Raw genomic sequence first — 23486 nt, forward strand, 5'->3', positions numbered from 1 at the left:
GGGGGAAGCCATCCCCGGCGCCCGGGGGCGAGCCGGTCCCGGCGAGCCGAGCCGACCGCGCAGGGCCGAGCCGACCGCGGAGCCGAGCCGACCGCGGAGGCCGAGGCCGCCATCGGGCCCGGTCGCGGCGCGGTCCGGTCACTCGGGGCGACGGGCCGCCTGGTCCTCCCCCGAGCCGCGGACGAGCCGCACGGCCTCGTCCACCGTGTCGACGACGTGCAGCAGCTCGAGGTCGGCGGCGCCGATCGTGCCCGCCGGGAGCATCGAGCCGCGGACCCAGTCGAGCAGCCCGGCCCAGTAGTCGCAGCCGAGCAGCACGATCGGGAAGGACGTGACCTTGCGGGTCTGGACCAGGGTCACCGCCTCGAAGAGCTCGTCCAGCGTGCCGAACCCGCCGGGAAGGACGACGAAGCCCTGGGCGTACTTGACGAACATGGTCTTGCGGGCGAAGAAGTAGCGGAAGTTGACGCCGAGGTCGACGTACTCGTTGAGGCCCTGCTCGAAGGGCAGCTCGATGCCCAGTCCGACCGACGCGCCGCCCGCCTCGAGCGCCCCGCGGTTGGCCGCCTCCATCAGCCCCGGCCCGCCGCCGGTGATCACCGCGAACCCCGCCTCGACCAGGCCGCGCCCGAGCTGCACGCCCAGCTCGTACGTCGGGTGCTCGCGCGGCACGCGGGCCGACCCGAACACGCTGACGGCGTCGCCCAGCTCGGCCAGCGCGCCGAACCCCTCGACGAACTCCGCCTGGATGCGCATCACCCGCCACGGGTCCGAGTGGACCCACTCGGCGTCGCCGCTGTTGTCGAGCAGCCGCTGGTCGGTCGTGGAGCCGGGGACGCGCTTGCCGCGCAGCGTCACCGGGCCCTTGTGGTAGTCCCCTCGAGCGTCCTTCATGCGGCCAACCTACCCGCGCGACGAGGTCAGCCAGGCGTGCAGCCGCTCGTAGGCCTGCTCGACCTGCGCGATGGCGCAGCACTCCTCGTCCTGGTGGGCGACGAGCGGGTCGCCCGGCCCGAAGTTGACCGCGGGCACCCCGACCGCGCTGAACCGCGCGACGTCGGTCCAGCCCTGCTTGGCCTGCACCGGCAGCCCGAGCGCCTCGACGAAGGCCTGCGCCGCCGCGCGGTCCAGGCCGGGTCGCGCCCCGTCGGCCGCGTCGGTCACCACGACCTCGTAGCCCTCGAAGAGCGCCCGCATCCGCCGCTCGGCCTCGGCGGCGTCGATGTGCGGCGCGAACCGGTAGTTGACCGTCACCACGCACTCGTCCGGGACGACGTTGCCCGCGCGCCCGCCCCGGATGCCGACCGCCGACAGCCCCTCGCGGAACTCCAGCCCGTCCACGACGACCGTCTGCGCGTCGAACGCCCGCAGCCGGTCGATGATCGTGCCCGCCTCGTGGATCGCGTTGTGCCCCAACCATGGCCGTCCGCTGTGGGCCGCCTCGCCGCGCGCGGTCACCTCGACGCGCAGGGTCCCCTTGCAGCCCCCCTCCACCGTGCCGTCGGTGGGCTCCAGCAGCACCGCGAAGTCCGCCTCCAGGACGCTCGGGTCGTGGCGGACGAGGCGGGCCAGGCCGTTGTGCTCCGCCTCGACCTCCTCGCAGTCGTAGAAGACGTAGGTGAGGTCCCGCGTCGGCTCCGGCACGGCCGCCGCCAGCGCCAGCATGACGGCGACCCCGCCCTTCATGTCCGTGGTGCCGCGCCCCACGAGCTCGGTGTCCGTGCGCGTGATCGGCAGCGACGACGCCGTGCCCTGCCCCGCCAGCGGGACCGTGTCCAGGTGCCCCGCCAGCACGACCCGCTCGCGGCGGCCCAGCTCGGTGCGCGCGACGACCGTGTGCCCGTCGCGGCTGACCACCAGGTGGTCGAGGCGGCGCAGCGCCGCCTCGACCGCGTCGGCCAGCGCCTCCTCCTCGTGGCTCACCGAGGGGATGTTGCAGACGGCCTCGGCGAGGTCCACCGGCGAGGCCGTCAGGTCGAGGTGCGCTGGGGTCGTCATACGGACAATGTATGCCGAGCCCCGCCCGCGGCCCGTGCCTCTCCCAGGTGCGCCCGAGCGTCGGTCCACCGAGCCCCCAGCACGGACCGATAGCCTGGAAGGCATGACTTCTCGCACGGCCTGGGGCCACGGACTCGCGACCATCACGACCTCCGGCACGGTGCTCGACACGTGGTACCCCTCTCCCGCCCTCGGTGACCACGACGGCTCCGACCTGCCGGCCGCGCTCGTCGGCCTCGCGGGCGAGGACGCGGCGCGTGGCGTCACCACCGAGGCCGTCCTGACCGAGATCGACCTGGACGCCCCGCCCGCGGACGCCCGGGACGCGTACCTGCGCCTGCACCTGCTGTCCCACCGGCTCGTGCAGCCCAACTCGATCAACCTCGACGGGCTCTTCGGCGCGCTCGCCAACGTCGTGTGGACCAACCACGGCCCGTGCTCCCCCGAGGGATTCGAGAACGTCCGACTCGCGCTGCGCGCCCGGGGCCCGGTCCAGGTCCACGGCGTGGACAAGTTCCCCCGTATGACGGACTACGTCCTGCCCACCGGTGTGCGCGTCGCCGACGCCGACCGGGTGCGGCTCGGTGCCCATCTCGCCTCCGGGACCACCGTGATGCACGAGGGCTTCGTCAACTTCAACGCCGGCACCCTCGGCTCCTCCATGGTCGAGGGCCGTATCTCGCAGGGGGTCGTCGTCGGCGACGGCTCCGACATCGGGGGCGGCGCGTCCACGATGGGCACGCTGTCGGGCGGCGGGACCCAGCGCGTCTCGATCGGCGAGCGCTGCCTGCTCGGCGCGGAGTCCGGCATCGGCATCGCCCTCGGCGACGACTGCGTCGTCGAGGCGGGGCTCTACGTCACCGCCGGCACCAAGGTCACGCTCGCCGACGGCCGGGTCGTCAAGGCCGCCGAGCTGTCGGGGCAGTCCAACCTGCTCTTCATCCGCGACTCCGTCACGGGCGCGGTCCTCGCCAAGGCCCGCGACGGCCACGGCATCGCGCTCAACTCCGAGCTGCATGCCAACGACTAGGACCGAGCGCCGCCGCACCCAGCGGCTCGTCATCCTGGCGGTGGTCGTGGCGCTACTGCTGGCGGGGCTGGGCTACGTGTGGCACACCGTGCGGGACTTCAACGAGGGCTTCGGCTCCTCCACGTGCCGCGCCGCCGCCTCGACCTACACCGCGACCTTCAACCCGGACCAGACGGCCAACGCCGCCACGATCGCCGGCATCGGCGCGCGGCGCGGGCTGCCGGCGCGGGCGGCCACGATCGCGCTGGCCACGGCGATCCAGGAGTCGAAGCTCGAGAACATCGACTACGGCGACCGGGACTCCGTCGGTCTGTTCCAGCAGCGGCCCTCGCAGGGTTGGGGCACGGTCGAGCAGATCATGGACCCCGTCTACGCCACCAACAGGTTCTACGACGCTCTCGTCAAGGTCGACGGCTGGCAGACCATGGAGATCACCAAGATCGCCCAGCGCGTCCAGAGGTCCGGCTACCCCGAGGCCTACGCCGACCACGAGGGTGAGGGGCGCGCGCTGGCCTCGACGCTGGCCGGGCACACGCCCGGCGGCCTCGGGTGCCGGCTGGACCCGCTCGAGGCGGGGGACCACCGCGCCGGGCCGGTCGTCGTCGCCAGGGACCTCGAGAAGCAGCTCGGCGTCAGGGGTGTCGTGAGCGGCGACCAGGTCGAGGTCACCGCGTCGTCCGCGCAGCAGGCGTGGATGGTCGGGCAATGGGCGGTGTCCCACGCGCAGCGCCACGGGTTGTCGACCGTCACCGTCGGCGACCGGGAGTGGACGCGAGTGCGTGGCGAGCAGGGTTGGTCCTGGCGGGCCGCCCGCTCCCCGGTCCCCGCGACGGCCGTCACGATCCGCTGACCTGGTGCGGCGGCCGCCCCCAGCCCACCAGCCCCGCGCCGTCGGTCACCGACCGACATGGGGGATCGTTCAACCATGCCGGGACCCGTCCCGTGGTGACCCATGGACGAAGGGAGGGGCGAGGAGGGGGCGCAACGCCGCAGAGCCACCCGCCGTGCAGACAGATGGCCCTGCGGAGGGTGGAGTCGAAGGCTCAGGCCTGCGGCGCCACGTAGCCCGGGTAGGTGCGCTCGGTCTCGCCGACGTAGACCTGGCGTGGGCGCCCGATCTTGGTGGCCGGGTCGGTGATCATCTCGCGCCACTGGGCGATCCACCCCGGCAGCCGCCCGAGCGCGAACAGCACGGTGAAGTAGTTGACCGGGAAGCCCATGGCCTCGTAGATCAGGCCCGTGTAGAAGTCCACGTTGGGGTAGAGCTTGCGCTCCTTGAAGTAGTCGTCCGTGAGGGCGACCTCCTCCAGGGCGAGCGCGATGTCGAGCAGCTCGTTCTGACGGCCGGAGGACTTGAGGATCTCGTCGGCGTGCTTCTTGATGATGGCGGCGCGCGGGTCGTAGTTCTTGTAGACCCGGTGGCCGAAGCCCATGAGCTTGACGCCGTCCTTCTTGGCCTTGACGTCCTTGACGAAGCGCTGGACGTCGCCGCCGTCCTTGTCGCGGATCGTGCCGAGCATCTCCAGGACGGCCTGGTTGGCGCCGCCGTGCAGCGGGCCCGACAGCGCGTTGATGCCCGCCGCGATGGAGGAGTAGATGTTGGTCTGGGCCGACCCCACCAGACGCACCGTGGACGTCGAGCAGTTCTGCTCGTGGTCCGCGTGCAGGATCAGCAGGACGTCGAGCGCCTTGGCGACCGCCGGGTCGACCTCGAAGGTCTCGGTGGGGTAGCCGAAGGACAGGCGCAGGAAGTTCTCGACGTACCCCAGGGAGTTCTTGGGGTAGAGGAAGGGCTGGCCGACGGAGTTCTTGTAGGCGTAGGCCGCCAGCGTCGGCAGCTTGGCCAGCAGGCGCACGGTGGCGCCCTCGACCTGCTCGGGGTCCAGCGGGTCGACGGTGTCGACGGCGAAGGTCGACAGGGCCATCACGCCGGCCGACAGCACCGGCATGGGGTGGGAGCGACGGGGGAAGCAGCGGAACAGGTCACGCATCCGCTCGTCGAGCAGCGAGTGGCGGGTGATGCCGCGCTCGAAGCTCTCCAGCTGCTCGCCCGTCGGCAGCTCGCCGTAGATCACGAGGTACGCGACCTCGAGGAAGCTGGACTTCTCGGCCAGCTGCTCGATCGGGTAGCCGCGGTAGCGCAGGATCCCCGCGTCACCGTCGATGTAGGTGATGGCCGAGGTGCAGCTCGCGGTGTTGGTGAAGCCGGGGTCGAGCGTCGTGTTGCCGGTCGCGGACAGCAGCTTGCCGATGCCGTACCCGCTGTTGCCCTCGGTGGCCTGCGTGATGGGCAGGTCGATGCTCTTGCCGCCGTCGGTCAGGACGGCCTTGCCGGCATCACTGGTCATGGGTTTCCTCCTTGGGGGGCCGTGGACACCACGGTCCTTCGGTGCTTGGACGCTACCGCAGGTGGGGCGAACGTCCCGAATCAGGATCGGCCCGACCAGGCGGCAGGTGACGGCCCGCTCAGCGGCTGAGACGCCTGACCGCTGCCTCGATCCGCTCGTCCGAGGCGGTGAGGGCGATGCGGACGTGCCGCGCGCCCGCGGCGCCGTAGAAGGCGCCGGGTGCGACCAGGATCCCGTCCTGCGCCAAGGCGTCGACGGTGCTCCAGCAGTCCTCGTCGCGGGTCGACCAGAGGTACAGCCCCGCCTCGGAGTGGTCGACCTGCAGGCCGGCGCCCTGCAGGGCCGGCAGCAGGGCGGCGCGCCGCTCGGCATACCGGGCCCGCTGCTCGGCCACGTGGGCGTCGTCGCCGAGGGCGACCCGCATGGCCTCCTGCACCGGCCAGGGCACGATCATCCCGGCGTGCTTGCGGATCTCCAGCAGCCGCCTGACGATGCGCGGGTCACCGGCCACCAGGGCCGCGCGGTAGCCCGCAAGGTTGGACTGCTTGGACAGCGAGTAGCACGCCAGCAGCCCCTCGGTCGACCCGCCGCTGACGCGCGGGTCCAGGATGCTCGGGACGTGCCCCGGCCGCGGCAGCCCGTCGACGAGCGCGTCCTCGTCCCAGACCAGCTCGGCGTAGCACTCGTCGCTCGCCACGACCACCCCGCGCTCGCGCGCCCACCGCACGACGCGGGCGAGGGTGTCGACGTCGTGGACGGCGCCGGTCGGGTTGCTGGGCGAGTTGACCCAGAGCAGCCGTATGCCACCTGCCTGCGGCAGGTCGCCCGCCAGGTCGACGACCACCGGCTCGGCGCGGGCGAGCCGCGCGCCGACGTCGTAGGTGGGGTAGGCCACGGAGGGGATGGCGACCTGGTCGCCCGGCCCGAGGCCGAGCAGGAGGGGCAACCAGGCCACGAGCTCCTTGGAGCCCACCGTCGGCAGCACCCCGGCCGGGTCGAGGCCGGGGACGCCACGGCGCCGCTCGAACCACCCGGCCACCGCCTCGCGCAGCGCCGGGGTGCCGTGGGTCTGCGGGTAGCCGTGGGCGTCCGAGGCGTCGGTCAGCGCCCGCCGCACCAGCTCCGGGGTCGGGTCGACAGGGGTGCCGACGGACAGGTCGACGATGCCGTCGGGGTGCTCGGCGGCGCGGGCCTTGGCGGGCTCCAGCGCGTCCCAGGGGAAGTCGGGCAGCGCGAAGCGGCTCGGCAGCACCACGCGTCAGGCGTCCTGGGCCTGCGGGGGCAGGGCGGCGATGATCGGGTGGTCCTTCTTGATCAGGCCCATCTTGGCGGCGCCGCCGGGGCTGCCGAGGTCGTCGAAGAACTCCACGTTGGCCTTGTAGTAGTCGGTCCACTGCTCGGGGACGTCGTCCTCGTAGTAGATGGCCTCGACGGGGCAGACGGGCTCGCAGGCGCCGCAGTCCACGCACTCGTCCGGGTGGATGTAGAGCGAGCGCTCACCCTCGTAGATGCAGTCGACAGGGCACTCCTCGATGCAGGCCTTGTCCTTGAGGTCGACGCACGGCTGGGCGATCACGTAGGTCATTGCTCAGTACCTTCCGGAGGGGCGGGGGTGTATCGGGACCACACTATGCCGTCCCGTGCCGTGCGACGAGCCTCGTCTCGCCGCTCTGGTGATCGTGTGGCCGAACAACTTCGGCTGGGCCACGCACTCGAACCCGCCGGGCACGACGGCGGGCTGCGCGGTGGAGGTCTGGACGCTGACAGCCGCAGGCCGGGCGCTGGCGTTCGGGGTTGGTCGATGCGAGAGCAGGCTGATCACCTGAGGGGTGGTAGGCCACGGGTTCGTGGAAGCCCCGCGCGGCCCGGGTGGGGTTGCTCGCCGTCGCCACGGCGATGCCGCGACGTTGCCGCAACAACGGGTCCCGCATACCGTTGGCGGGGCTGACTGCCGGCTCGACACCCGGCACCTCGGCACCCGCCACCCTCCTAGAGGTAGGTGCACATGAGACGAGCAATGATCACTGTGGTCCTGGCCGGCGCAGCCGCCGGCGGGGTCGTCGCCCGCCGCGCTGCTCGATCGTCGCGCGAATCCGCCGGCGAGGAGTCCACGGGGCGGTGGCACAGCGTCACGCTCAACCGCAGCCAGGAGGAGGTCATGCCGAACGGGCAGGTGCCCGGTCCGTTGGCGGGGTTGGGTGACCTCGTCGAGGTCCAGGTCCGGCCGGCCCCTGGCGGAAAGGGCACCGAGCTTGCCGCCCGGTTGCGGGTGCCCGAGCCGACCGGCCCGCGGGCAGCGCGCGCCCGGGTCAGCGGCCACGATCCGCGCCAGCAGGTCCGATCGGCGTTGCGTCAGTCCAAGCAGCTGGTCGAGGTCGGGGAGGTGCTGCGGGTGGATCCCACCCCGCACGGCCACCGTTCGTCGACCCCGACCGGCAAGCTCATCGAGGTCGTCACCCGGCGCGCCGGCGGGGAGGGAGTGCTGTGAAGGCGCTGTGCTGGACCGGCGTCAACAAGACGTCGGTGGAGACCGTCGAGGACCCGAAGATCCTCAACGACCACGACATCATCCTCAAGGTGCGACTCAGCACCACCTGCGGCTCAGACCTGCACCTGCTCGGCGGGTACATCCCGTCGATGCGCGCCGGTGATGTGCTCGGCCACGAGTTCATGGGCGAGGTCGCCGAGGTCGGCAAGGGCGTCCGCAACCACAAGGTCGGCGACCGGGTCACCGTCTGCTCGTTCATCGCCTGCGGGAAGTGCTGGTACTGCTCCCAGAAGATGTACTCACTGTGCGACAACGGAAACCCCAACCCGGGCCTGAGCGAGGGGATGTGGGGCAGCGCCATCGGCGGCTGCTTCGCCTACAGCCACATGCTGGGCGGTTTCGCCGGCAGCCACGCCGAGTACGTACGGGTCCCCTACGCCGACCAGGGCGCGTTCGCCGTACCGGACGGGGTGTCGGACCTGGCGGCCCTGTTCGCCTCCGACGCCGCCCCGACCGGCTGGACCGGCGCCGACGGCGCCGGCATCACCCCGGGCGACACGGTCGCGGTGTGGGGCGCCGGCGGGGTCGGACAGATGGCCGCCCGCGGCGCGATGCTGATGGGCGCCGAGCAGGTCATCGTCATCGACCGGCTCCCCGAACGCCTCGCCCAAGTCCGGCAACACATCGGTGCGGACACCTTGGACTACACCGAGGACAGCATCGTGGCCGAACTGAAGGAACGCACCGGCGGCCGCGGCCCGGACGTCGTCATCGAGGCAGTAGGGATGGAAGCGCACGGAACCGGCCCGGCTTACCTATACGACCAGGTCAAGCAGCAGTTGCGGCTCCAGTCCGACCGGCCCACCGCCCTACGGGAGGCGATCTACGCCTGCCGCAAGGGCGGCAGCCTCTTCATCCTCGGAGTCTTCGGCGGGTTCGTCGACAAGTTCCCGCTCGGTGCGATGATGAACAAGGGGATGACCGTGCGCGGGGCCCAGCAGCACGGCCATCGCTACATCCCCCAGATCCTGCAGCACATCGCCGACGGTGAGCTCTCCACCGAGCATCTCGCCACCCACATCATGCCGCTGGACCAAGGACCCCACGGCTACGAGATGTTCAAGAACAAGCAGGACGGCTGCGTCCGGGCCGTCTTCCAACTCGACCGATGACCCGCGCAGTGAGCCAGCACTGGACGTGGAGCTGACCCGCGAAGACTTGGATCCTCTGGACCGTGCGTTTCCGCCGCCGAGCGCACCGCGACCACTAGACATGCTGTGACCCTGCCCAAGCGCGCAGCCCGGTCAGTCCGGGCAGTCCGGTCAGCGCGAAGAGCAGGACTCCCCCGGTGTCGTGTGCCGGGGCATGAGATCAGGCCGAGCCAGCAGGCCCTGCCTGTCACCTCTCCCTGAACCTGTGCACGCCTTCACGTGATCCACCACGGCAGCACCATCGGTTCGGGTGTGGAATTTCCGGGCTTGAAGGGGGATGATTTCGCGGGTGTCAGAGGACTCTGAGCCGCCGGGCAGCGAGGCCGACGCGCGGGACAGCGGTAGCGGGTCGGTGGGCAACCTAGAGCTGTTCTTCGACCTGGTGTTCGTGTACGCCATGTCGCAGCTGACCGAGCTGCTGCGGGACGACGTTTCGTGGCGCGGTTTCGGTCATGGTGTGCTCGGCCTGCTGGCGGTGTGGTGGGCCTGGGCCTGCTACACCTGGCTCACCAACACCGTCACCACGACTCGGGTGGTATCTCGCGGCCTGGTCATCGCCGCCATGGCTGCGATGCTGCTGGCCGCAAGCGCACTCCCGACCGCGTTCAGCACCGGAGCCCTCGTGTTCGGGCTTGCCCTGCTCGCCATCCGCGTCATCCACCTGGTCATGTTCGTCGTGTCCGCCTCCGACGACGACGAACACCTCCGTGCAGGCCTACTGCGGCTGGCCCCGAGCCTGATCATCGGACCAGTCCTGATCGCGGTCGCCGCCGCTTTCTCATCCCCCTACCGAGAGCTGCTCTGGATCGGTGCAGCCATCATCGACTTCGGCGGACCCCTGGTGGCCGGGGTCGAGGTTTTCCGGGTGGTGCCCTCCTACTTCGTCGAGCGCCACGGCAACATCATCATCATCGTGCTCGGTGAAGCCGTCGTCGGGCTGGGCACCGGGGCCAGCGCGCACCTGCAGCAACCGGTCGTGCTCGCCGCCGCCGTCCTCGGAGTCCTGATCGCCGCCTCGTTGTGGTGGACCTACTTCGGTCTGACCGCCGGCGCCGAGCAGCGCCTCAAAGACGCCGACGGGCCCGAACGCGCCCGACTGGCCCGCGACGCCTACAGCTACCTCCACCTTCCCCTGGTCGCCGGGGTCGGCTTCTTCGGCTTCGGTGCCAGCGCGGCGCTCGAGCACGTGTCCGACCCGTTACCGCTGCTGCCGGCCATCGCCCTCAGTGGCGGGGTGGGCCTGTTCTACGCCGCCGATGTCGCCTACCGATGGCGCGATCACCATCAGCTCGTGCCGGACCGCCTCCTCACGGCGGCCGCATCCCTGCTCATCATCCCGCCAGCACTGACCATGCCCGCCTGGTCAGTACTGACGGCTCTCACCGCGGTCGGCGCCCTGCGCCTGACGTGGGAACTCGTGCGACAGCCGCGGATCGGTCCCGCAGCCGCCGGCCAAGTCCGCTAAGGCCAGAACTCCACTGCCCCGTCACCAGTCCTCGCAATCGCGGTGTCGGTGCCGGTGAGGACGACGACAGCGGCCTGGTGCGCGTCATACGGCCGGAGCTGGCTCGGCCGCAGGGCGAGGGTCAGGTGCGCTTGACCTGGCCCTTGACCGGCCCGGTGCAGCGGACCTTGTCCTGAGGGTCGTAGTGGGTGTCGAAGCCGTCGGTCTTGACGACCTGGCCGCCCTTGATCATCTGGCGGGTGATCGTGACCTCGAACCCGGGCACGGGCACCTGCGGCTGGCAGGTGGGGCTGTCGTCCTCGATCGTGCGCGGCGGCACGACCTTGCGGCGGGGGCTCTTGAGGGACTTCACCTCGTCGTAGCGCTTGGTGCTCCACAGCTCGAACTTCAGCACCCCGTCCTCGACCCAGGAGTGCACCAGCACGGCGTACGGGCTGTCGTTGCGCCACTTGTTGTCGAGGTCGGGCCAGTGGACGGTCGCCTCGCGGCCCTCCGGGTAGTGGGTGATGTAGAAGCTGTGGGCGCGGTGCTCGACCAGCTCCATGCCGGCGAAGAAGGCGGAGTTGAGCACGGAGGTGGAGACCTGCGAGACGCCGCCACCGGTGTCCCGCACGTAGCGCGTGCCCTGGATGATCAGCGCGTCGCGGTAGCCCTTGGCCGGGGTGCGCTCCCCCACGATGCCGTTGAGGCTGAAGGTCTCCCCCGGCTTGATGACCGTGCCGTCGATGGCGCCCGCCGCGAGCCGGATGTTGGCGGTGCGGTTGGGGTTGTACGGCAGGTCGGCGTCGTAGCGGGAGATGACCTCCTTGATCCCCCACCGCGCGACGTCCTCGGTGCTGATGCCGGGCTCCACGGGCTGGGCCTTGACGGTCGCCGTGCGGGTGGGTGACGCGACCGCCCCGAGCACGGCGGTGGACAGCTGCTCGGCGGGCACCTCCGTGCCATTGCGGCCGGGGACGGTCTGGGGACGGCCGTCGACGAGGCGGACGCCGGCGTTGACGGGCGGCGTCTCGATGCCCGGGGCGACCCCGACGAGCAGCCGCCCCAGCTTGTCCTGGTCGACCTGTGGGGCGAGCGTCCCGTCCTTGGGGGCGAACGCGATCACCGACGCCAGCTGAGCGGGGGCCAGCACGCCCTTGTGGGTGCCGTCCGTGACGGTGACCGGGCCGGCCAGCACCGGTCGGGCGACGGTGGCGACGGCCTGGTCCACGGCCTTCTGCGGTATGGCGGGCTGCTGCTCCTGCATCACCGCGTCCGTCGTCGTGGTGCGGGGCCACTGCTCGAGCAGCTGCGAGCGGGTGCGGGCCACGTCGAGGCGACGGCCGACGACCGCGTCCTTGGCCTCGATGGCCCCCTTGGCGATGGACAGCGCACCGTCGGTCGCCGACACGTCGAGGGTGGCCCGGGCCTTGTCGAGGGCTGCGTCCAGCGCCTCCTCGTCCACGTCGACCCGCACGTCCCGGTCGCTCCCACCCGTGAGGTGGGCGACCACGTCGCGCGGGTCGAGCGAGAAGCGCGTGAGACCGGTCAGGCTGCCCGGCACGTCGACGGACAGCCCCGCCGCGCGGGGGTCGATCGTGGCGCTCCGCTCGCCGGAGCGCAGCGTGATCGGCTTGGTCGTCAGGGGCGCGAGCCGCTCGGTGAGGGTGCGCTGGGCGGTGGCCTGGTCCATGCCGCCGATCGACACCCCGCCCACGCGTGACCCCGCGGGCGCCTGCCGGGTGAGGATCGCCGCGAGGCCGGCATAAAGCCCCAGGAGCACGGCGAGCGAGACGAGCAGACGCACGAGCACAGCGGTGCCCGAGCGCCTCGTCCCGGAGAGGGAAGCAGCCATCACAACTCCTGGATCAGACGGTCAGGGACACGTTACGTCGTCCACCGTCACGACAAGTGACCAAACGCGCCACGGTAGTAGGTCAATGCCTCCCCGGCGTGCGCCGGCACCTCGAGCCCGACCACGGCACCGATGATGATCGAGTGGTCCCCCGCCGGCACCACCTGCGTGGTGCGGCACTCCACCGCCGTGAGCACGTCGTCAAAGATCGCCACCCCCGTGTTGGCGCCGCGGTGGTGCGCCACCCGGTCGAGCTGGCCATGCACCGGACGCCCCCTGGTGGCGAACCACGCTGCGTGCGAACGGGACTCGGCCGGCAGGACATTGACGCCCCACACCCCGGTCTCCAGCACCACGTCGTGGAAGCGCGCCTCCTGCTCGACGCAGCAGAGCAGGAGCAGGGGATCCAGGGAGACCGACGTGATGGCGTTGGCCGTCATGGCGTGGTCGACCCCGTCCTGCCAGGTCGTCAGCACCGACACCCCGGTCACGAACCGCCCCATCGCCCGGCGGAACACGTCCCGGTCCGGCGGCGGGGTGGGCACCGGCGCCTGCGGCGCGCTTTCACTCATCAGGTCCTCCCGTGGACGTGACGGCCGGCGGGTCGACGAGGACGAAGGCCTCGCGCCCCGCGAGCCGGGTGGCGATGTCGTTGGACAGGGCGTAGTAGCCGTCGTGCACGGTCACCTGCGTCGGGTGCTCGCGCAGCGCGGACGCCTGGACGCGGGCCGCCGCAGGGTCGACCACCACGTGGGTGACGAGGTCGTCGGGCACCACCGACGGCGGATAGGGATCGTCCGGCCCGGGCACCACGACGTCCGTGCGGTGGACGTGCTCGGCGAGCCAGGCCCGGTCCTCCATCGCCCACGACCGGGGCACCACCACCTGCAGGACGTGCGGCGGGGCCTCGAGGTCGCCTCGCACCGCCAGCGACGCCACCGCCGCGAGGGTCGCCCGGTGCGCCGCGACGTGGTCCGGGTGCTCGTAGCCGCCGTGCGGGTCGTAGGTGATCACGCCGTCCGGACGCAGCTCGCGCAGCAGGTCGGCGAGCGCCTCGACGGCGGCCCCTCCTGCGGAGGCGAAGGCGTCGGGGTGGCCCGCGGCCGGGGTTCCCGCCATACCGGAGTCGCGCCAGCGCGCACCCGGCCCGCCGCCCCCCTCGGACCCGGCCGCCCCCTGCAGCCCCGGCCGCCCCTCGGACCCGGCGGACAGGACGTGCGAGGTGGCGCCGAGCACGCGCATGGCCCCCGCCAGCTCCCCCCGCCGATGCGCCGCGAGCGCCGGCCCGTCACCCTCGAGGTGACGCAGGTCGGGCGGGATCACCTCGCCCTCCTCCCCCAGGGTGCAGGTGACGACGTGAGCCTCGGCACCCTGCGCCACCAGGTGCGCCGTCACCACCCCGGTCCACAGCGACTCGTCGTCGGGATGGGCATGGACGAGGACGACCCGCCGCAGGGACAGGTCGTCGAGGGAGCGCGTGACGGTCATCCCGCAGAACGTTACTCGTCCCCACGGGTCGGTGGCGCGACACGGCTCCTGGCGGGCCTTCACCGGGGCCCCGCGATCGGGCGGGCTGCCGTTCACATCGCGTTCACGAACCCCGGCCTATGCTCCCCGCAGACCCCGACCCGGCTGGAGATCCCATGCAGCAGAACTTCCGTGAGTACCTCGCCACGCTCCACGAGCAGGGGTACACGGTGCGCGACGACCAGGGCTCGGACCCGGACCTCATCGACCCTCTGGGCAACCCCGTCGAGACCTGGCGCGAGGACTACCCGTACGACGAGCGCCTGGACCGCGAGCAGTACGACATCGAGAAGTACCTCCTGCAGGTCGAGCTCCTGAAGTTCCAGAAGTGGACGCGCCAGACCGACAGCAAGCACCTCCTGGTGTTCGAGGGGCGCGACGCCGCGGGCAAGGGCGGCACCATCAAACGCTTCACCGAGCACCTCAACCCGCGGTACGCCCGGGTCGTGGCGCTCGTGAAGCCCACCGAGACCGAGCTGGGGCAGTGGTACTTCCAGCGCTATGTCCAGCACTTCCCCACGTCCGGCGAGATGGTCATGTTCGACCGGTCGTGGTACAACCGCGCCGGCGTCGAGCGGGTCATGGGCTTCTGCACCGACGAGCAGTACACCCAGTTCATGCAGCAGGCGCCGGTGTTCGAGAAGATGCTGGTCGAGTCCGGGATCTCGGTGACCAAGCTGTGGTTCTCGGTGTCCAGGAGCGAGCAGCGGACCCGCTTCGCGATCCGCCAGATCGACCCCGTCCGGCAGTGGAAGCTCTCGCCGATGGACCTCGAGTCGCTCGACAAGTGGGACCGCTACGGCGAGGCCAAGGAGGCGATGTTCACCGCCACCGACACGGACTACGCACCCTGGATCACGATCAAGTCCAACGACAAGAAGCGCGGCCGCATCAACGCGATGCGCTACTTCCTCAACAAGTTCGACTACGACGGCAAGGACACCGACGTGGTGTTCGACCCGGACCCGCTGCTGGTGCGGCGCGGCATCGACACCGTGGACGACTGAGCCGAGGACCCGAGCGAGGAACGAGCGAGGCCCGGAGGCGAGGCAGAGTCCACGGCGCGGGCCCCGTGGACGACTGAGCCGAGGACCCGAGCGAGGAACGGGCGGGGAACGAGCGAGGCCCGGAGGCGAGGCAGAGTCCACGGCGCGGGCTCCCTGGACGACTGACGTCTGGGACGGCCGCGCCGGTCTCTCCAGCCATCCCCCGTCTTGCGCTGGAGCACGAGACCAGGGACGCAATCCCAGACGGAGCACGCAACCCCAGACGGAGGACGCACGCCCAGACGGGGGCGTCAGACGACGGCGCGCAGCTCCGGGAAGTGGCAGGCCACGCGGTGGCCGGGAGCCACCTCGACCGGCAGCGGCACCTCCGCGGCGCAGCGCTCCTCGGCCTTGGGGCAGCGGGTGCGAAAGACGCAGCCCGACGGCGGGTTCTGCGGCGAGGGCAGGTCACCCTTGAGCAGGATCCGCTCGCGCCGCTCCTGGTGGCGGGGGTCGGGGACGGGGACGGCCGACAGCAGCGCGTGGGTGTAGGGGTGCAGCGGCCGCTCGTACAGCTCGTCGCGGTCGGCCTCCTCCATGACCTTGCCGAGGTACATCACGACGACGCGGTCGGAGATGTGACGGACCACGGACAGGTCGTGAGCGATGAAGACATAGGCCATGCCCTGCTCGTCCTGGATCTCCTCCAGCAGGTTGACGACCTGGGCCTGGATCGACACGTCGAGCGCGGACACCGGCTCGTCGCAGACGACCAGGCGTGGGCGCAGAGCCACCGCGCGAGCGACGCCGATGCGCTGGCGCTGCCCGCCGGAGAACTCGTGCGGGTAGCGGTTGTAGTGCTCGGGGTTGAGGCCGACGCGCTCCATGAGGCCCTGGACGGTGCGCTTGACGCCGCCCTCGGGCTTGATCCCCTGGATCTCGAACGGCGCCGCGATGATCGAGCCGATCGTGTGCCGGGGGTTGAGGGAGCCGTAGGGGTCCTGGAAGACCATCTGCATCTCGCGGCGCAGGCGACGCAGGCGTGCGCCCTTGGCGTCGGTGATGTCCTCGCCGTCGAACTCGATGCGGCCACCTGTGGGCTCGAGGAGCTTGAGCATGGTGCGTCCGGCGGTGGACTTGCCGCAACCGGACTCCCCCACCAGACCCAAGGTCTCGCCCTGGCGCAGCTCGAGCGAGACGCCGTCGACGGCCTTGACGGGCGCGTCGGGGCGCTTGACCAGGGTCTGGCGGAACTGTGGGAAGTGCTTCTGCAGGTCGGTGACCCGCAGCAACGGCTCTGCACCGGGCCGAGGTGCGGGCGCGGAGGACGGGGTGACGGCGGTGCTCATGCTGGTGTGGTCCTTCCCGGTCACAGCCGCGGCTTGACGTGGGTCTCGAAGAGCTCGCGTCGCCGCTCCTCCATGAGGTGGCAGCGGACGAGGTGGTCGGACTGCTGGGCGGGCAGCAGCTCCGGGACCTCGGTGGTGCAGCGGTCCTGCGGCACGTGCTCGCGATAGGCGCACCGGGGGTGGAACGCGCAGCCCGCCGGCACGCGGATCAGCGACGGCGGGTTGCCCGGCACGGGGTCCAGCCTGGCCTGGCGGACCCGGTCGAGCCGGGGCATCGACGACAGCAGCCCCCAGGTGTAGGGCATCTGGGGTGCGTAGAACACGTCGTCGACCGGGCCCCGCTCCACGGCCTTGCCGGCATACATCACCAGCACCTCGTCGGCCATCTCGGCGACGACGCCGAGGTCGTGGGTGATCACGATGATGGCCGAGCCGAACTCCTGCTGGAGGTCCCGCATCAGGTCGAGGATCTGGGCCTGCACCGTGACGTCGAGCGCCGTGGTGGGCTCGTCCGCGATGAGCAGCGAGGGGTCGTTGGCGAGCGCCATCGCGATCATGGCGCGCTGCCGCATGCCGCCGGAGAACTCGTGCGGGTACTGGTCGACGCGCTTGGCGGGGTTGGGGATCCCCACACGGGCCAGCAGCTCCTTGGTGCGCTCCTTGGCGGCCTTCTTGGACACGTCGGCGTGGTGCACCCGGATGGCCTCGACGATCTGGGCGCCCACCGTGTAGTAGGGGTGCATCGCCGACAGCGGGTCCTGGAAGATCATGGCCATCGTGCTGCCGCGCAGCTCGCGCAGCTCTGACTCGGGCAGGTCGAGCAGCTCCTGGCCGTCGAGGCGCACCGACCCGGCCAGCCGGGCCCGGCTGCCGCGGTGCAGCCCGAGGATGGCCTGGCTCGTCACGGACTTGCCGGAGCCGGACTCGCCGACGATGCCGAGCGTCTGGCCCTTGTCGACGGAGAAGGTCAGCCCGTCGACCGAGCGGACGAGACCGTCCTCGGTCGGGAAGTGCACCTGGAGGTCGGTGACCTGGAGGTATGGCGCCGCGCCGCTGCGGGAGGGGGTCCGCTCGCCGGCATACGTGGTGGAAGGTGTCATCTGGGCTGGTCTCCTCGCCTCAGGTCAGCCGCACGCGCGGGTCGATGACGCCGTAGAGCACGTCGACGACGAGGTTGGACAGGACGATGAAGAAGGCGGCGACCAGCACGATGCCGACGATCACCGGCAGGTCGGTCTCGGTGATGGCGCGGACGGCGGTCCACCCCATCCCTTGGAAGTTGAAGACCGACTCGGTGATGACGGCACCGCCGAGCAGGCCCCCGAGGTCGAGCCCCGCAGCCGTGACGATCGGGGTCAGTGCGGCGCGCAGCCCGTGGCGCCGGATGATCGGCAGCCGCTTGACGCCCTTGGCGCGCGCCGTGCGGATGTAGTCCTCGGACATCGTCTCGATCATGTACGCGCGGGTGAGCCGGACGTACTGGGCGGCGAAGATGCACGCCAGCGTGATGGCCGGGAGGATCAGGCCCTGGGCCCACGCGAGGGGGCTCTGCGTGAACGGCACGTAGGCCGGCGGGGGCACGACCTGCCACTTGATCGCGACGAAGGTGAGCAGCAGCAGGCCGATGAAGAAGGTCGGCAGCGAGTAGCCGACCAGGGCGAGGCCGACGACGACGCGGTCGACCACCTTGCCCTTGTTGAGCGCGGCCAGGATGCCGCCCACGATGCCGACGACCATCCAGAGCACGAACGCCGCCAGCGCGATGGAGACCGTGATCGGCAGCGTCTCCTTGAGGATGTCGGTCACCGACTTGCTCTTGAGCACGGAGAAGCCGAGGCAGGGTGCGTCGCAGTGGCTGGCGAGCTGTGGCGCCGCCTTGCGGAGCTCCTCGTCGGCCGGGTAGTCCCGTCCCACGGCGATGCCCTTGAGGAAGTCGCCGTACTGCGCGAGGACCGGCTTGTCGAAGCCCATGAACTTGCGGTTGCCCTCGATGACGGCCGGCGTGCAGTTCTTGGCGCAGGTGAGCCGGGCTGGGTCCTCGGGGGCGGCGTAGAACACGAGGAAGGTCGCCAGGGTCACGATGAGGAGCATGACGACGGCGGTGGCCAGTCGTCGCAGGATGTAGAAGATCATCGGGCGTCAGCGCCAGGTCGTGGCGCCCTCACCGCCTCTCGGGAGCGTGGGCTGGTCAGACGGACGAGCCCGTATGCCGCGGCGGGGTGCGGCGACCAGGTGGCGCCGCACCCCGCGTTGCGTCATACGGTCTGGATCACTTGACGGCGATCCGGGCCAGGTCGGGGTAACCGCCCATCTGGGAGTTGACCTCGAAGCCCTTCACGCCCGAGCCACGCATGAACGTGAACTTCTGGTTGACCAGGGAGACGTAGCCGCCCTTCTTGCCGATCATCTCGTCGACGTCGCCCCAGGCCTTCTCGCGCTGCGCCTCGTCCTGGATGCCATAGGTCTCGTCGATCTTGGCGTTGACCTCGGGGTCGTTGAAGTAGCCGTAGTCCTGGCCGGAGCCGCCGGCCGAGATGTTGACGCGGCCGTCGAACAGCGCCGGCAGGACGGTCGAGCCGGACGGCCAGTCCGCGCCCCAGCCGGCCCAGAAGACGTCCTTGTCCACCATGCCGGGGGCCTGGATCGTCGCGTAGTACTTCTCGGCGATGGGCTGCAGGGTGACGTTGAAGCCGGCCTTGTCCCAGGTCTCCTTGAGGGCGGTCAGCGCCTTGTCGGCGTTGCCGCGCTTGCGATAGACGACGGTGATCGGCAGCGGCGACGGCGCCCCGGCCTCCTGCAGGAGCTTCTTGGCGCCCTCGACGTCACCGTTGGGCTGGTTGCCGAAGGGGTTGAAGTCCTTGGCGCACTTCAGCTCCTTGTTGCACATGCCGAAGGACGGGGTCATGACCGTCGGGCCGCCGTAGGCCGTGATGTAGGCGCTGCGGTTGGTGGCCATGGCGAAGGCCTGGCGGATCTTGGGGTTGGACATCGTCTTGGACTTGAAGTTGGGCGCAAGGTAGTCCACGTAGGGGGCCGGCACGTTGATCGAGCGCGACTTGGCGGTCGGGTTGCCGGCGATCTGCGGCAGCGACGCGGCCTGCGCCTGCAGCGCCGAGATGGCCGTCTTGTCCTCCCCGGCGTCCGCGATCAGGCGCTGGTAGGTCGTGTCGACCGGGATGCCCTGCACGTCCACGATCTTGTCGGGGTAGGCCATGCGGACCTTGTCCGAGTCGGCCGACCAGTTGGGGTTGCGCACCCAGGTGCCGCCCTTGTTGGGGTCGTAGGTGCCCTCGAGCATGTAGGGGCCGTTGGAGAAGGCCTGGTAGTCGGACTTGGCGCCCTGGTCCTTGTCCTTGCGGAAGGGCGCGAACGCTGTCAGGGCCGCGTTGTTCATGTTGAAGTCGGTCCACGGCTTCTTGAACTTGAAGGTGATGGTCTGGCCCTCGCAGGTCACGGCCTTGTCGAACGCGGCCTGACCGGCGGCGTCCGACTTGTAGGGGCCGCTGAAGGCCGGCACCTCGCCGTCGGGGGTCTGCTTCGTCGGGATGTCCAGGAAGGTCAGCGCGTAGTTGGGGCCACCGGTGATGACATCCTGGGCGAACGTGCGGGAGACGCCGTACTTGACGTCCTCGCAGGTCACGGGCTTGCCGTCCTGCCACTTGGCGTTCTGGACCAGGGTGAACTTCCAGGTCTTGCCCGCGTCGGACATCTGCCCGGTGTCGGTGGCCAGGTCCGGCACCATCTTGGCGTCGCTGCCGGGGGTGTAGGTCGTCAGGGTGCGGGCGTAGGTGCGCGAGCCGAACAGGATGTCCGCGCCGACGTACATGCGCTGCGGGTCGAGGTGCTCCTTGGGCCCGAGGTTGAGGACCGTCAGGGTCCCGCCCTTGGCGGCCGGGGCCTGGCTGGACGACGTCGTCGTGCTGGCTCCGCCACCGCAGGCCGCGAGGCCCAGGGTCGCCGCGGTGCCGAGGGCGACGGCGAGCGAGCCCTTCGTCGTGCGCTTCATGACTACTCCTTTGAAGGTGCCCACCGCGGGGGTGCGGTGATGGGATGGTGCGATGAGGAACGCCCCGCCGGCAGCGGATGGGTCACTGCCGGTCAGCCTTGGGGTCGAGGGCGTCCCGCAGGCCGTCGCCGAGGATGTTGAAGGCGAAGACCATGAGGAAGACGGCGAGTCCGGGGAACAGGAAGTAGGCGGGGTCCGGCAGCGCGTAGTTGATGGAGTCGTTGAGCAGCGTGCCGAGCGAGATCGTGGGCGGCGGGACGCCGACGCCGAGGAAGCCCAGGGCCGCCTCCTGCGCGATGTTCTGCGGCAGGATCATCGTGGTGTAGACGAGGATCGGCGCCCACAGGTGCGGGAGCAGCTCCTTGGTGTAGAGCCGCCACGGGCGGGCGCCCAGGGAGCGCGCGGCCTCGACGAACTCCCGCTCCCGCAGCGACATGACCTGGCCGCGGACGATGCGGGCGAAGTAGGGCCAGCCGAAGAACCCGAGCACCGTGATGATGAAGAGCAGCTTGGGTGTGGACGCCGTGTCGGCCATGCCGACCAGGTCGGCGATCCAGGTGACCATGACGGTCTGCAGGGAGAGCAGCATCAGCGTCTGCGGGAAGGACAGGACGAGGTCGATCACGCGGCTGATGAGCCAGTCCGTGCGACCGCCGGCGAAGCCCGAGACCAGCCCCATGATGGTGCCGAGCAGGATGGCCACGCCGGTGGCCGAGACCGCGACCAGCAGCGAGGTGGTCATGCCGGAGAGGATCAGGGACAGCAGGTCCCGTCCCGTGCCCGGTTGGACCCCCAGCCAGTGGTCGCCGGTCACGCCGCCCATGGACCCGGAGGGCATCGAGCCGAGGTCCTGGACGAGCTCTTCGTGGTTGCTGAGGTCCAGCACGCCCGCCGAGGTCAGGACGGGGGCGACGACGCCGAGCAGGACGACCACGACCGAGCCGACGAGCGCGGCCATCGTGACGCGGTCCCGACGCAGACGGGCGAACACCAGCTGCCACGGAGAACGCCCCTTGATGTCGTCTCCCTGCGCGGGCGCGACATCGACGGCGATCCCCGCCTGATCGGCATGGGTGGGCGAGGTTGACATCGACGGCGGCCTTTCGAGAGCGGGCCCGCGCCTGTCCCGGTTGAGCGGCCGAGGGGCGCGGGTGCTGGTGACACTAAGGACAGTGCCTCCCCGACGACAGTCCCCGGCCGTCACCGTGTCCCGATCGTGACCTGGGTCTGGTGGCCCCGACCGGCCGTATGACGAAGCCGGTCACCCCCGCGCCGAGGGAGGGTGACCGGCTGTCGGCATACGCGCTGCCCCCGACGATCAGGGGCCCGGGATCACTGGCCCTGCTCGCGCTTGGCCTCGGAGCGGGCGCGGGCGGCCGTGCGGGCGCGCTCGGTGGCGCCGAGGACGACCTTGCGGATGCGCACGTGCTGCGGGGTGACCTCGACGCACTCGTCCTCGCGGCAGAACTCCAGCGACTGCTCGAGCGAGAGCTTGCGCGGGGGCACGACCTTCTCGAAGTTGTCCGCGGAGGAGGCGCGCACGTTGGTGAGCTTCTTCTCCTTGGTGATGTTGACGTCCATGTCGTCGGCGCGGGAGTTCTCGCCGACGATCATGCCCTCGTAGACCTCGGTGGTCGGGTCCACGAACAGCGTGCCGCGCTCCTGCAGGTTGACCATCGCGTAGGACGTCACCGCGCCCGCGCGGTCCGAGACGAGCGAGCCGGACTGGCGCGTGGAGATGGTGCCGAACCACGGCTCGTAGTCCTCGAACACGTGGTGGGCGATGCCGGCGCCGCGCGTCTCGGTGAGGAACTCCGTGCGGAAGCCGATGAGGCCGCGCGAGGGCACGAGGAACTCCATGCGCACCCAGCCGGTGCCGTGGTTGGTCATCTGCTCCATGCGGCCCTTGCGGGCAGCCATGATCTGGGTGACCGCGCCGAGGAACTCGTCGGGGGTGTCGATGGTGAGGCGCTCGGTCGGCTCGTGCAGCTTGCCGTCGACCTCGCGGGTGACCACCTGCGGCTTGCCGACGGTCAGCTCGAAGCCCTCACGGCGCATCTGCTCGACGAGGATCGCGAGCGCCAGCTCGCCGCGGCCCTGGACCTCCCAGGCGTCGGGGCGCTCGGTGGGCAGGACGCGCAGGGAGACGTTGCCGATGAGCTCGCGGTCGAGGCGGTCCTTGACGAGGCGCGCCGTGACCTTGGTGCCGCGCTCCTTGCCGACGAGCGGCGAGGTGTTGGTGCCGATCGTCATCGAGATCGCGGGCTCGTCGACGGTGATGACGGGCAGCGGGCGCGGGTCGTCGGGGTCGGCGATGGTGTCGCCGATCATGATGTCCGCGATGCCGGCGATGGCGATGATGTCGCCGGGCCCGGCCTTGTCGGCGGGCTTGCGCTCGAGGCCCTCGGTGACCAGCAGCTCGGTGATCTTGACCTGCTTGGACGAGCCGTCGTGCTGGAACCACACGGCCTGCTGGCCCTTGCGGATCTCGCCGTTGAAGACGCGCAGCAGCGCGAGGCGGCCGAGGAAGTTGGACGAGTCGAGGTTGGTGACGTGCGCCTGCAGCGGCGCCTCGTCGTCGTAGGTGGGGGCCGGGACGGTCTCCATGATCGTCTTGAACAGCGGCTCCAGGTCGGGGCTGTCCGGCAGGCCGCCGTCCGCGGGCCGCTCGACCGAGGCGACACCGGACTTGGCCGACGCGTAGACGATGGGGAACTCGATCTGGTGCTCGTCCGCGTCCAGGTCCATGAACAGCTCGTAGACCTCGTCGACGACCTCCGCGATCCGCGAGTCCGGGCGGTCGACCTTGTTGATGCACAGCACGACCGGCATCTTGGCCTGCAGCGCCTTGCGCAGCACGAAGCGCGTCTGGGGCAGCGGGCCCTCGGACGCGTCGACGAGCAGGACGACGCCGTCGACCATCGACAGGCCGCGCTCGACCTCGCCACCGAAGTCGGCGTGCCCCGGGGTGTCGATGATGTTGATCGTCACGCCCTCGGGGAACTCCGACGCAGACGGGCCGTTGTAGTGGATCGCGGTGTTCTTGGCGAGGATCGTGATCCCCTTCTCGCGCTCCAGGTCACCGCTGTCCATGGCCCGCTCGTCGACGTGGTCGTGCTCGCCGAAGGCACCCCCCTGCCAGAGCATCTTGTCGACAAGAGTCGTCTTGCCGTGGTCGACGTGAGCAACGATGGCGACGTTCCGGATGTCGCCGCGGGTCTTTTGGGCCATGCCTCCATTGTCT

20 protein-coding genes are annotated in these 23486 nt (G+C 70.7%); 6 read left to right on the forward strand and 14 right to left on the reverse strand.

Annotated elements, in window-relative coordinates; genetic code table 11:
- Nucleotides 1-138: 138 nt before the first annotated feature.
- The gene (locus tag ACF3NS_RS00255) at nt 139-894 is read right to left on the reverse strand and encodes a TIGR00730 family Rossman fold protein (RefSeq protein ID WP_154594634.1); all 756 of its coding nucleotides are present in this window, start codon (nt 892-894) and stop codon (nt 139-141) included.
- A 9-nt stretch (nt 895-903) separates the two neighbouring features.
- Nucleotides 904-1998 carry a succinyl-diaminopimelate desuccinylase gene (gene dapE / locus ACF3NS_RS00260; protein ID WP_154594635.1) on the reverse strand — a complete coding sequence of 365 codons (1095 nt, stop codon included), beginning with the start codon at nt 1996-1998 and terminating at the stop codon, nt 904-906.
- Nucleotides 1999-2101: 103 nt separating this feature from the next.
- Here dapE and dapD point away from each other — a divergent pair, with 103 nt between their 5' ends.
- Entirely contained in the window at nt 2102-3028 is a 927-nt protein-coding gene (gene dapD, locus ACF3NS_RS00265) for a 2,3,4,5-tetrahydropyridine-2,6-dicarboxylate N-succinyltransferase (protein WP_154594636.1), read from the forward strand.
- On the forward strand, nt 3015-3878 hold the full coding sequence (locus tag ACF3NS_RS00270; protein WP_392467204.1) for a hypothetical protein: 864 nt from the start codon (nt 3015-3017) through the stop codon (nt 3876-3878). Before dapD ends, ACF3NS_RS00270 begins: the two co-directional genes overlap by 14 nt.
- A 193-nt stretch (nt 3879-4071) precedes the next feature.
- Here the strand turns inward: ACF3NS_RS00270 and ACF3NS_RS00275 are convergent, their stop codons facing one another.
- The 3 genes from ACF3NS_RS00275 to fdxA all read right to left on the reverse strand — a co-directional run bounded on the left by ACF3NS_RS00275 (nt 4072) and on the right by fdxA (nt 6961).
- A complete protein-coding gene (locus ACF3NS_RS00275) occupies nt 4072-5376 on the reverse strand; it encodes a citrate synthase (RefSeq protein WP_288798399.1) in 1305 nt (434 codons plus the stop codon).
- A gap of 118 nt (nt 5377-5494) precedes the next feature.
- Nucleotides 5495-6625, reverse strand: a complete 1131-nt coding sequence (gene dapC, locus ACF3NS_RS00280; protein WP_154594662.1) for a succinyldiaminopimelate transaminase — start codon at nt 6623-6625, stop codon at nt 5495-5497.
- 9 nt (nt 6626-6634) lie between these two features.
- Nucleotides 6635-6961: a ferredoxin gene (fdxA, locus tag ACF3NS_RS00285; protein WP_154594639.1), complete on the reverse strand. Its 327-nt coding sequence runs from the start codon at nt 6959-6961 to the stop codon at nt 6635-6637.
- 432 nt (nt 6962-7393) lie between these two features.
- On the opposite strand from fdxA, the gene ACF3NS_RS00290 reads away from it, so the two are divergent.
- From ACF3NS_RS00290 to ACF3NS_RS00300, 3 genes are all read left to right on the forward strand, one after another.
- Complete coding sequence (locus tag ACF3NS_RS00290; RefSeq protein ID WP_392467207.1) at nt 7394-7864, forward strand: hypothetical protein; 471 nt, start codon at nt 7394-7396, stop codon at nt 7862-7864.
- Complete coding sequence (locus ACF3NS_RS00295) at nt 7861-9036, forward strand: zinc-dependent alcohol dehydrogenase (RefSeq protein WP_392467208.1); 1176 nt, start codon at nt 7861-7863, stop codon at nt 9034-9036. Before ACF3NS_RS00290 ends, ACF3NS_RS00295 begins: the two co-directional genes overlap by 4 nt.
- Nucleotides 9037-9364: 328 nt before the next feature.
- On the forward strand, nt 9365-10540 hold the full coding sequence (locus tag ACF3NS_RS00300) for a low temperature requirement protein A (RefSeq protein WP_392467210.1): 1176 nt from the start codon (nt 9365-9367) through the stop codon (nt 10538-10540).
- Between the two features lie 121 nt (nt 10541-10661).
- Here ACF3NS_RS00300 and ACF3NS_RS00305 read toward each other — a convergent pair whose 3' ends face one another.
- Genes ACF3NS_RS00305 through ACF3NS_RS00315 form a run of 3 tightly spaced genes read right to left on the reverse strand, consistent with a single transcriptional unit; the run spans nt 10662 to nt 13862 of the window.
- Nucleotides 10662-12374: a VanW family protein gene (locus ACF3NS_RS00305; RefSeq protein ID WP_288798571.1), complete on the reverse strand. Its 1713-nt coding sequence runs from the start codon at nt 12372-12374 to the stop codon at nt 10662-10664.
- Between the two features lie 47 nt (nt 12375-12421).
- On the reverse strand, nt 12422-12946 hold the full coding sequence (locus tag ACF3NS_RS00310; protein WP_288798570.1) for a flavin reductase family protein: 525 nt from the start codon (nt 12944-12946) through the stop codon (nt 12422-12424).
- Nucleotides 12939-13862, reverse strand: a complete 924-nt coding sequence (locus tag ACF3NS_RS00315) for a PIG-L family deacetylase (protein WP_154594643.1) — start codon at nt 13860-13862, stop codon at nt 12939-12941. The genes ACF3NS_RS00310 and ACF3NS_RS00315 overlap by 8 nt, the downstream gene beginning before the upstream one ends.
- Before the next feature lie 155 nt (nt 13863-14017).
- On the opposite strand from ACF3NS_RS00315, the gene ppk2 reads away from it, so the two are divergent.
- Nucleotides 14018-14908 carry a polyphosphate kinase 2 gene (gene ppk2 / locus ACF3NS_RS00320; RefSeq protein WP_154594644.1) on the forward strand — a complete coding sequence of 297 codons (891 nt, stop codon included), beginning with the start codon at nt 14018-14020 and terminating at the stop codon, nt 14906-14908.
- A gap of 290 nt (nt 14909-15198) precedes the next feature.
- Here ppk2 and ACF3NS_RS00325 read toward each other — a convergent pair whose 3' ends face one another.
- From ACF3NS_RS00325 to typA, 6 genes are all read right to left on the reverse strand, one after another.
- A complete protein-coding gene (locus tag ACF3NS_RS00325) occupies nt 15199-16236 on the reverse strand; it encodes an ABC transporter ATP-binding protein (RefSeq protein ID WP_154594645.1) in 1038 nt (345 codons plus the stop codon).
- A gap of 20 nt (nt 16237-16256) precedes the next feature.
- Complete coding sequence (locus tag ACF3NS_RS00330; protein WP_154594646.1) at nt 16257-17336, reverse strand: ABC transporter ATP-binding protein; 1080 nt, start codon at nt 17334-17336, stop codon at nt 16257-16259.
- 19 nt (nt 17337-17355) lie between these two features.
- A complete protein-coding gene (locus ACF3NS_RS00335) occupies nt 17356-18369 on the reverse strand; it encodes an ABC transporter permease (protein WP_288798569.1) in 1014 nt (337 codons plus the stop codon).
- Nucleotides 18370-18505: 136 nt separating this feature from the next.
- Nucleotides 18506-20242, reverse strand: a complete 1737-nt coding sequence (locus ACF3NS_RS00340; RefSeq protein ID WP_154594648.1) for an ABC transporter substrate-binding protein — start codon at nt 20240-20242, stop codon at nt 18506-18508.
- Between the two features lie 82 nt (nt 20243-20324).
- Nucleotides 20325-21332: an ABC transporter permease gene (locus tag ACF3NS_RS00345; protein ID WP_392467213.1), complete on the reverse strand. Its 1008-nt coding sequence runs from the start codon at nt 21330-21332 to the stop codon at nt 20325-20327.
- 242 nt (nt 21333-21574) lie between these two features.
- A complete protein-coding gene (gene typA / locus ACF3NS_RS00350; protein ID WP_392467215.1) occupies nt 21575-23473 on the reverse strand; it encodes a translational GTPase TypA in 1899 nt (632 codons plus the stop codon).
- Nucleotides 23474-23486 lie beyond the last annotated feature (13 nt).

It is taken from the genome of Arsenicicoccus cauae (genome assembly GCF_043162025.1).
In the GTDB taxonomy this organism is placed as follows: domain Bacteria; phylum Actinomycetota; class Actinomycetes; order Actinomycetales; family Dermatophilaceae; genus Arsenicicoccus; species Arsenicicoccus cauae.

Excerpts from the sequence above, each read along its gene's own strand:
- ACF3NS_RS00255 (WP_154594634.1), bottom strand. The coding sequence starts at position 894 with ATGAAGGACGCTCGAGGGGACTACCACAAGGGCCCGGTGACGCTGCGC.
- ACF3NS_RS00330 (WP_154594646.1), bottom strand. The coding sequence starts at position 17,336 with ATGACACCTTCCACCACGTATGCCGGCGAGCGGACCCCCTCCCGCAGC.
- ACF3NS_RS00270 (WP_392467204.1), top strand. The coding sequence starts at position 3,015 with ATGCCAACGACTAGGACCGAGCGCCGCCGCACCCAGCGGCTCGTCATC.
- ACF3NS_RS00315 (WP_154594643.1), bottom strand. The coding sequence starts at position 13,862 with ATGACCGTCACGCGCTCCCTCGACGACCTGTCCCTGCGGCGGGTCGTC.
- ACF3NS_RS00345 (WP_392467213.1), bottom strand. The coding sequence starts at position 21,332 with ATGTCAACCTCGCCCACCCATGCCGATCAGGCGGGGATCGCCGTCGAT.
- ACF3NS_RS00290 (WP_392467207.1), top strand. The coding sequence starts at position 7,394 with ATGATCACTGTGGTCCTGGCCGGCGCAGCCGCCGGCGGGGTCGTCGCC.
- ACF3NS_RS00305 (WP_288798571.1), bottom strand. The coding sequence starts at position 12,374 with ATGGCTGCTTCCCTCTCCGGGACGAGGCGCTCGGGCACCGCTGTGCTC.
- ACF3NS_RS00325 (WP_154594645.1), bottom strand. The coding sequence starts at position 16,236 with ATGAGCACCGCCGTCACCCCGTCCTCCGCGCCCGCACCTCGGCCCGGT.
- ACF3NS_RS00310 (WP_288798570.1), bottom strand. The coding sequence starts at position 12,946 with ATGAGTGAAAGCGCGCCGCAGGCGCCGGTGCCCACCCCGCCGCCGGAC.
- typA (WP_392467215.1), bottom strand. The coding sequence starts at position 23,473 with ATGGCCCAAAAGACCCGCGGCGACATCCGGAACGTCGCCATCGTTGCT.
- ACF3NS_RS00340 (WP_154594648.1), bottom strand. The coding sequence starts at position 20,242 with ATGAAGCGCACGACGAAGGGCTCGCTCGCCGTCGCCCTCGGCACCGCG.
- dapE (WP_154594635.1), bottom strand. The coding sequence starts at position 1,998 with ATGACGACCCCAGCGCACCTCGACCTGACGGCCTCGCCGGTGGACCTC.
- dapD (WP_154594636.1), top strand. The coding sequence starts at position 2,102 with ATGACTTCTCGCACGGCCTGGGGCCACGGACTCGCGACCATCACGACC.
- fdxA (WP_154594639.1), bottom strand. The coding sequence starts at position 6,961 with ATGACCTACGTGATCGCCCAGCCGTGCGTCGACCTCAAGGACAAGGCC.
- ACF3NS_RS00335 (WP_288798569.1), bottom strand. The coding sequence starts at position 18,369 with ATGATCTTCTACATCCTGCGACGACTGGCCACCGCCGTCGTCATGCTC.
- ppk2 (WP_154594644.1), top strand. The coding sequence starts at position 14,018 with ATGCAGCAGAACTTCCGTGAGTACCTCGCCACGCTCCACGAGCAGGGG.
- ACF3NS_RS00275 (WP_288798399.1), bottom strand. The coding sequence starts at position 5,376 with ATGACCAGTGATGCCGGCAAGGCCGTCCTGACCGACGGCGGCAAGAGC.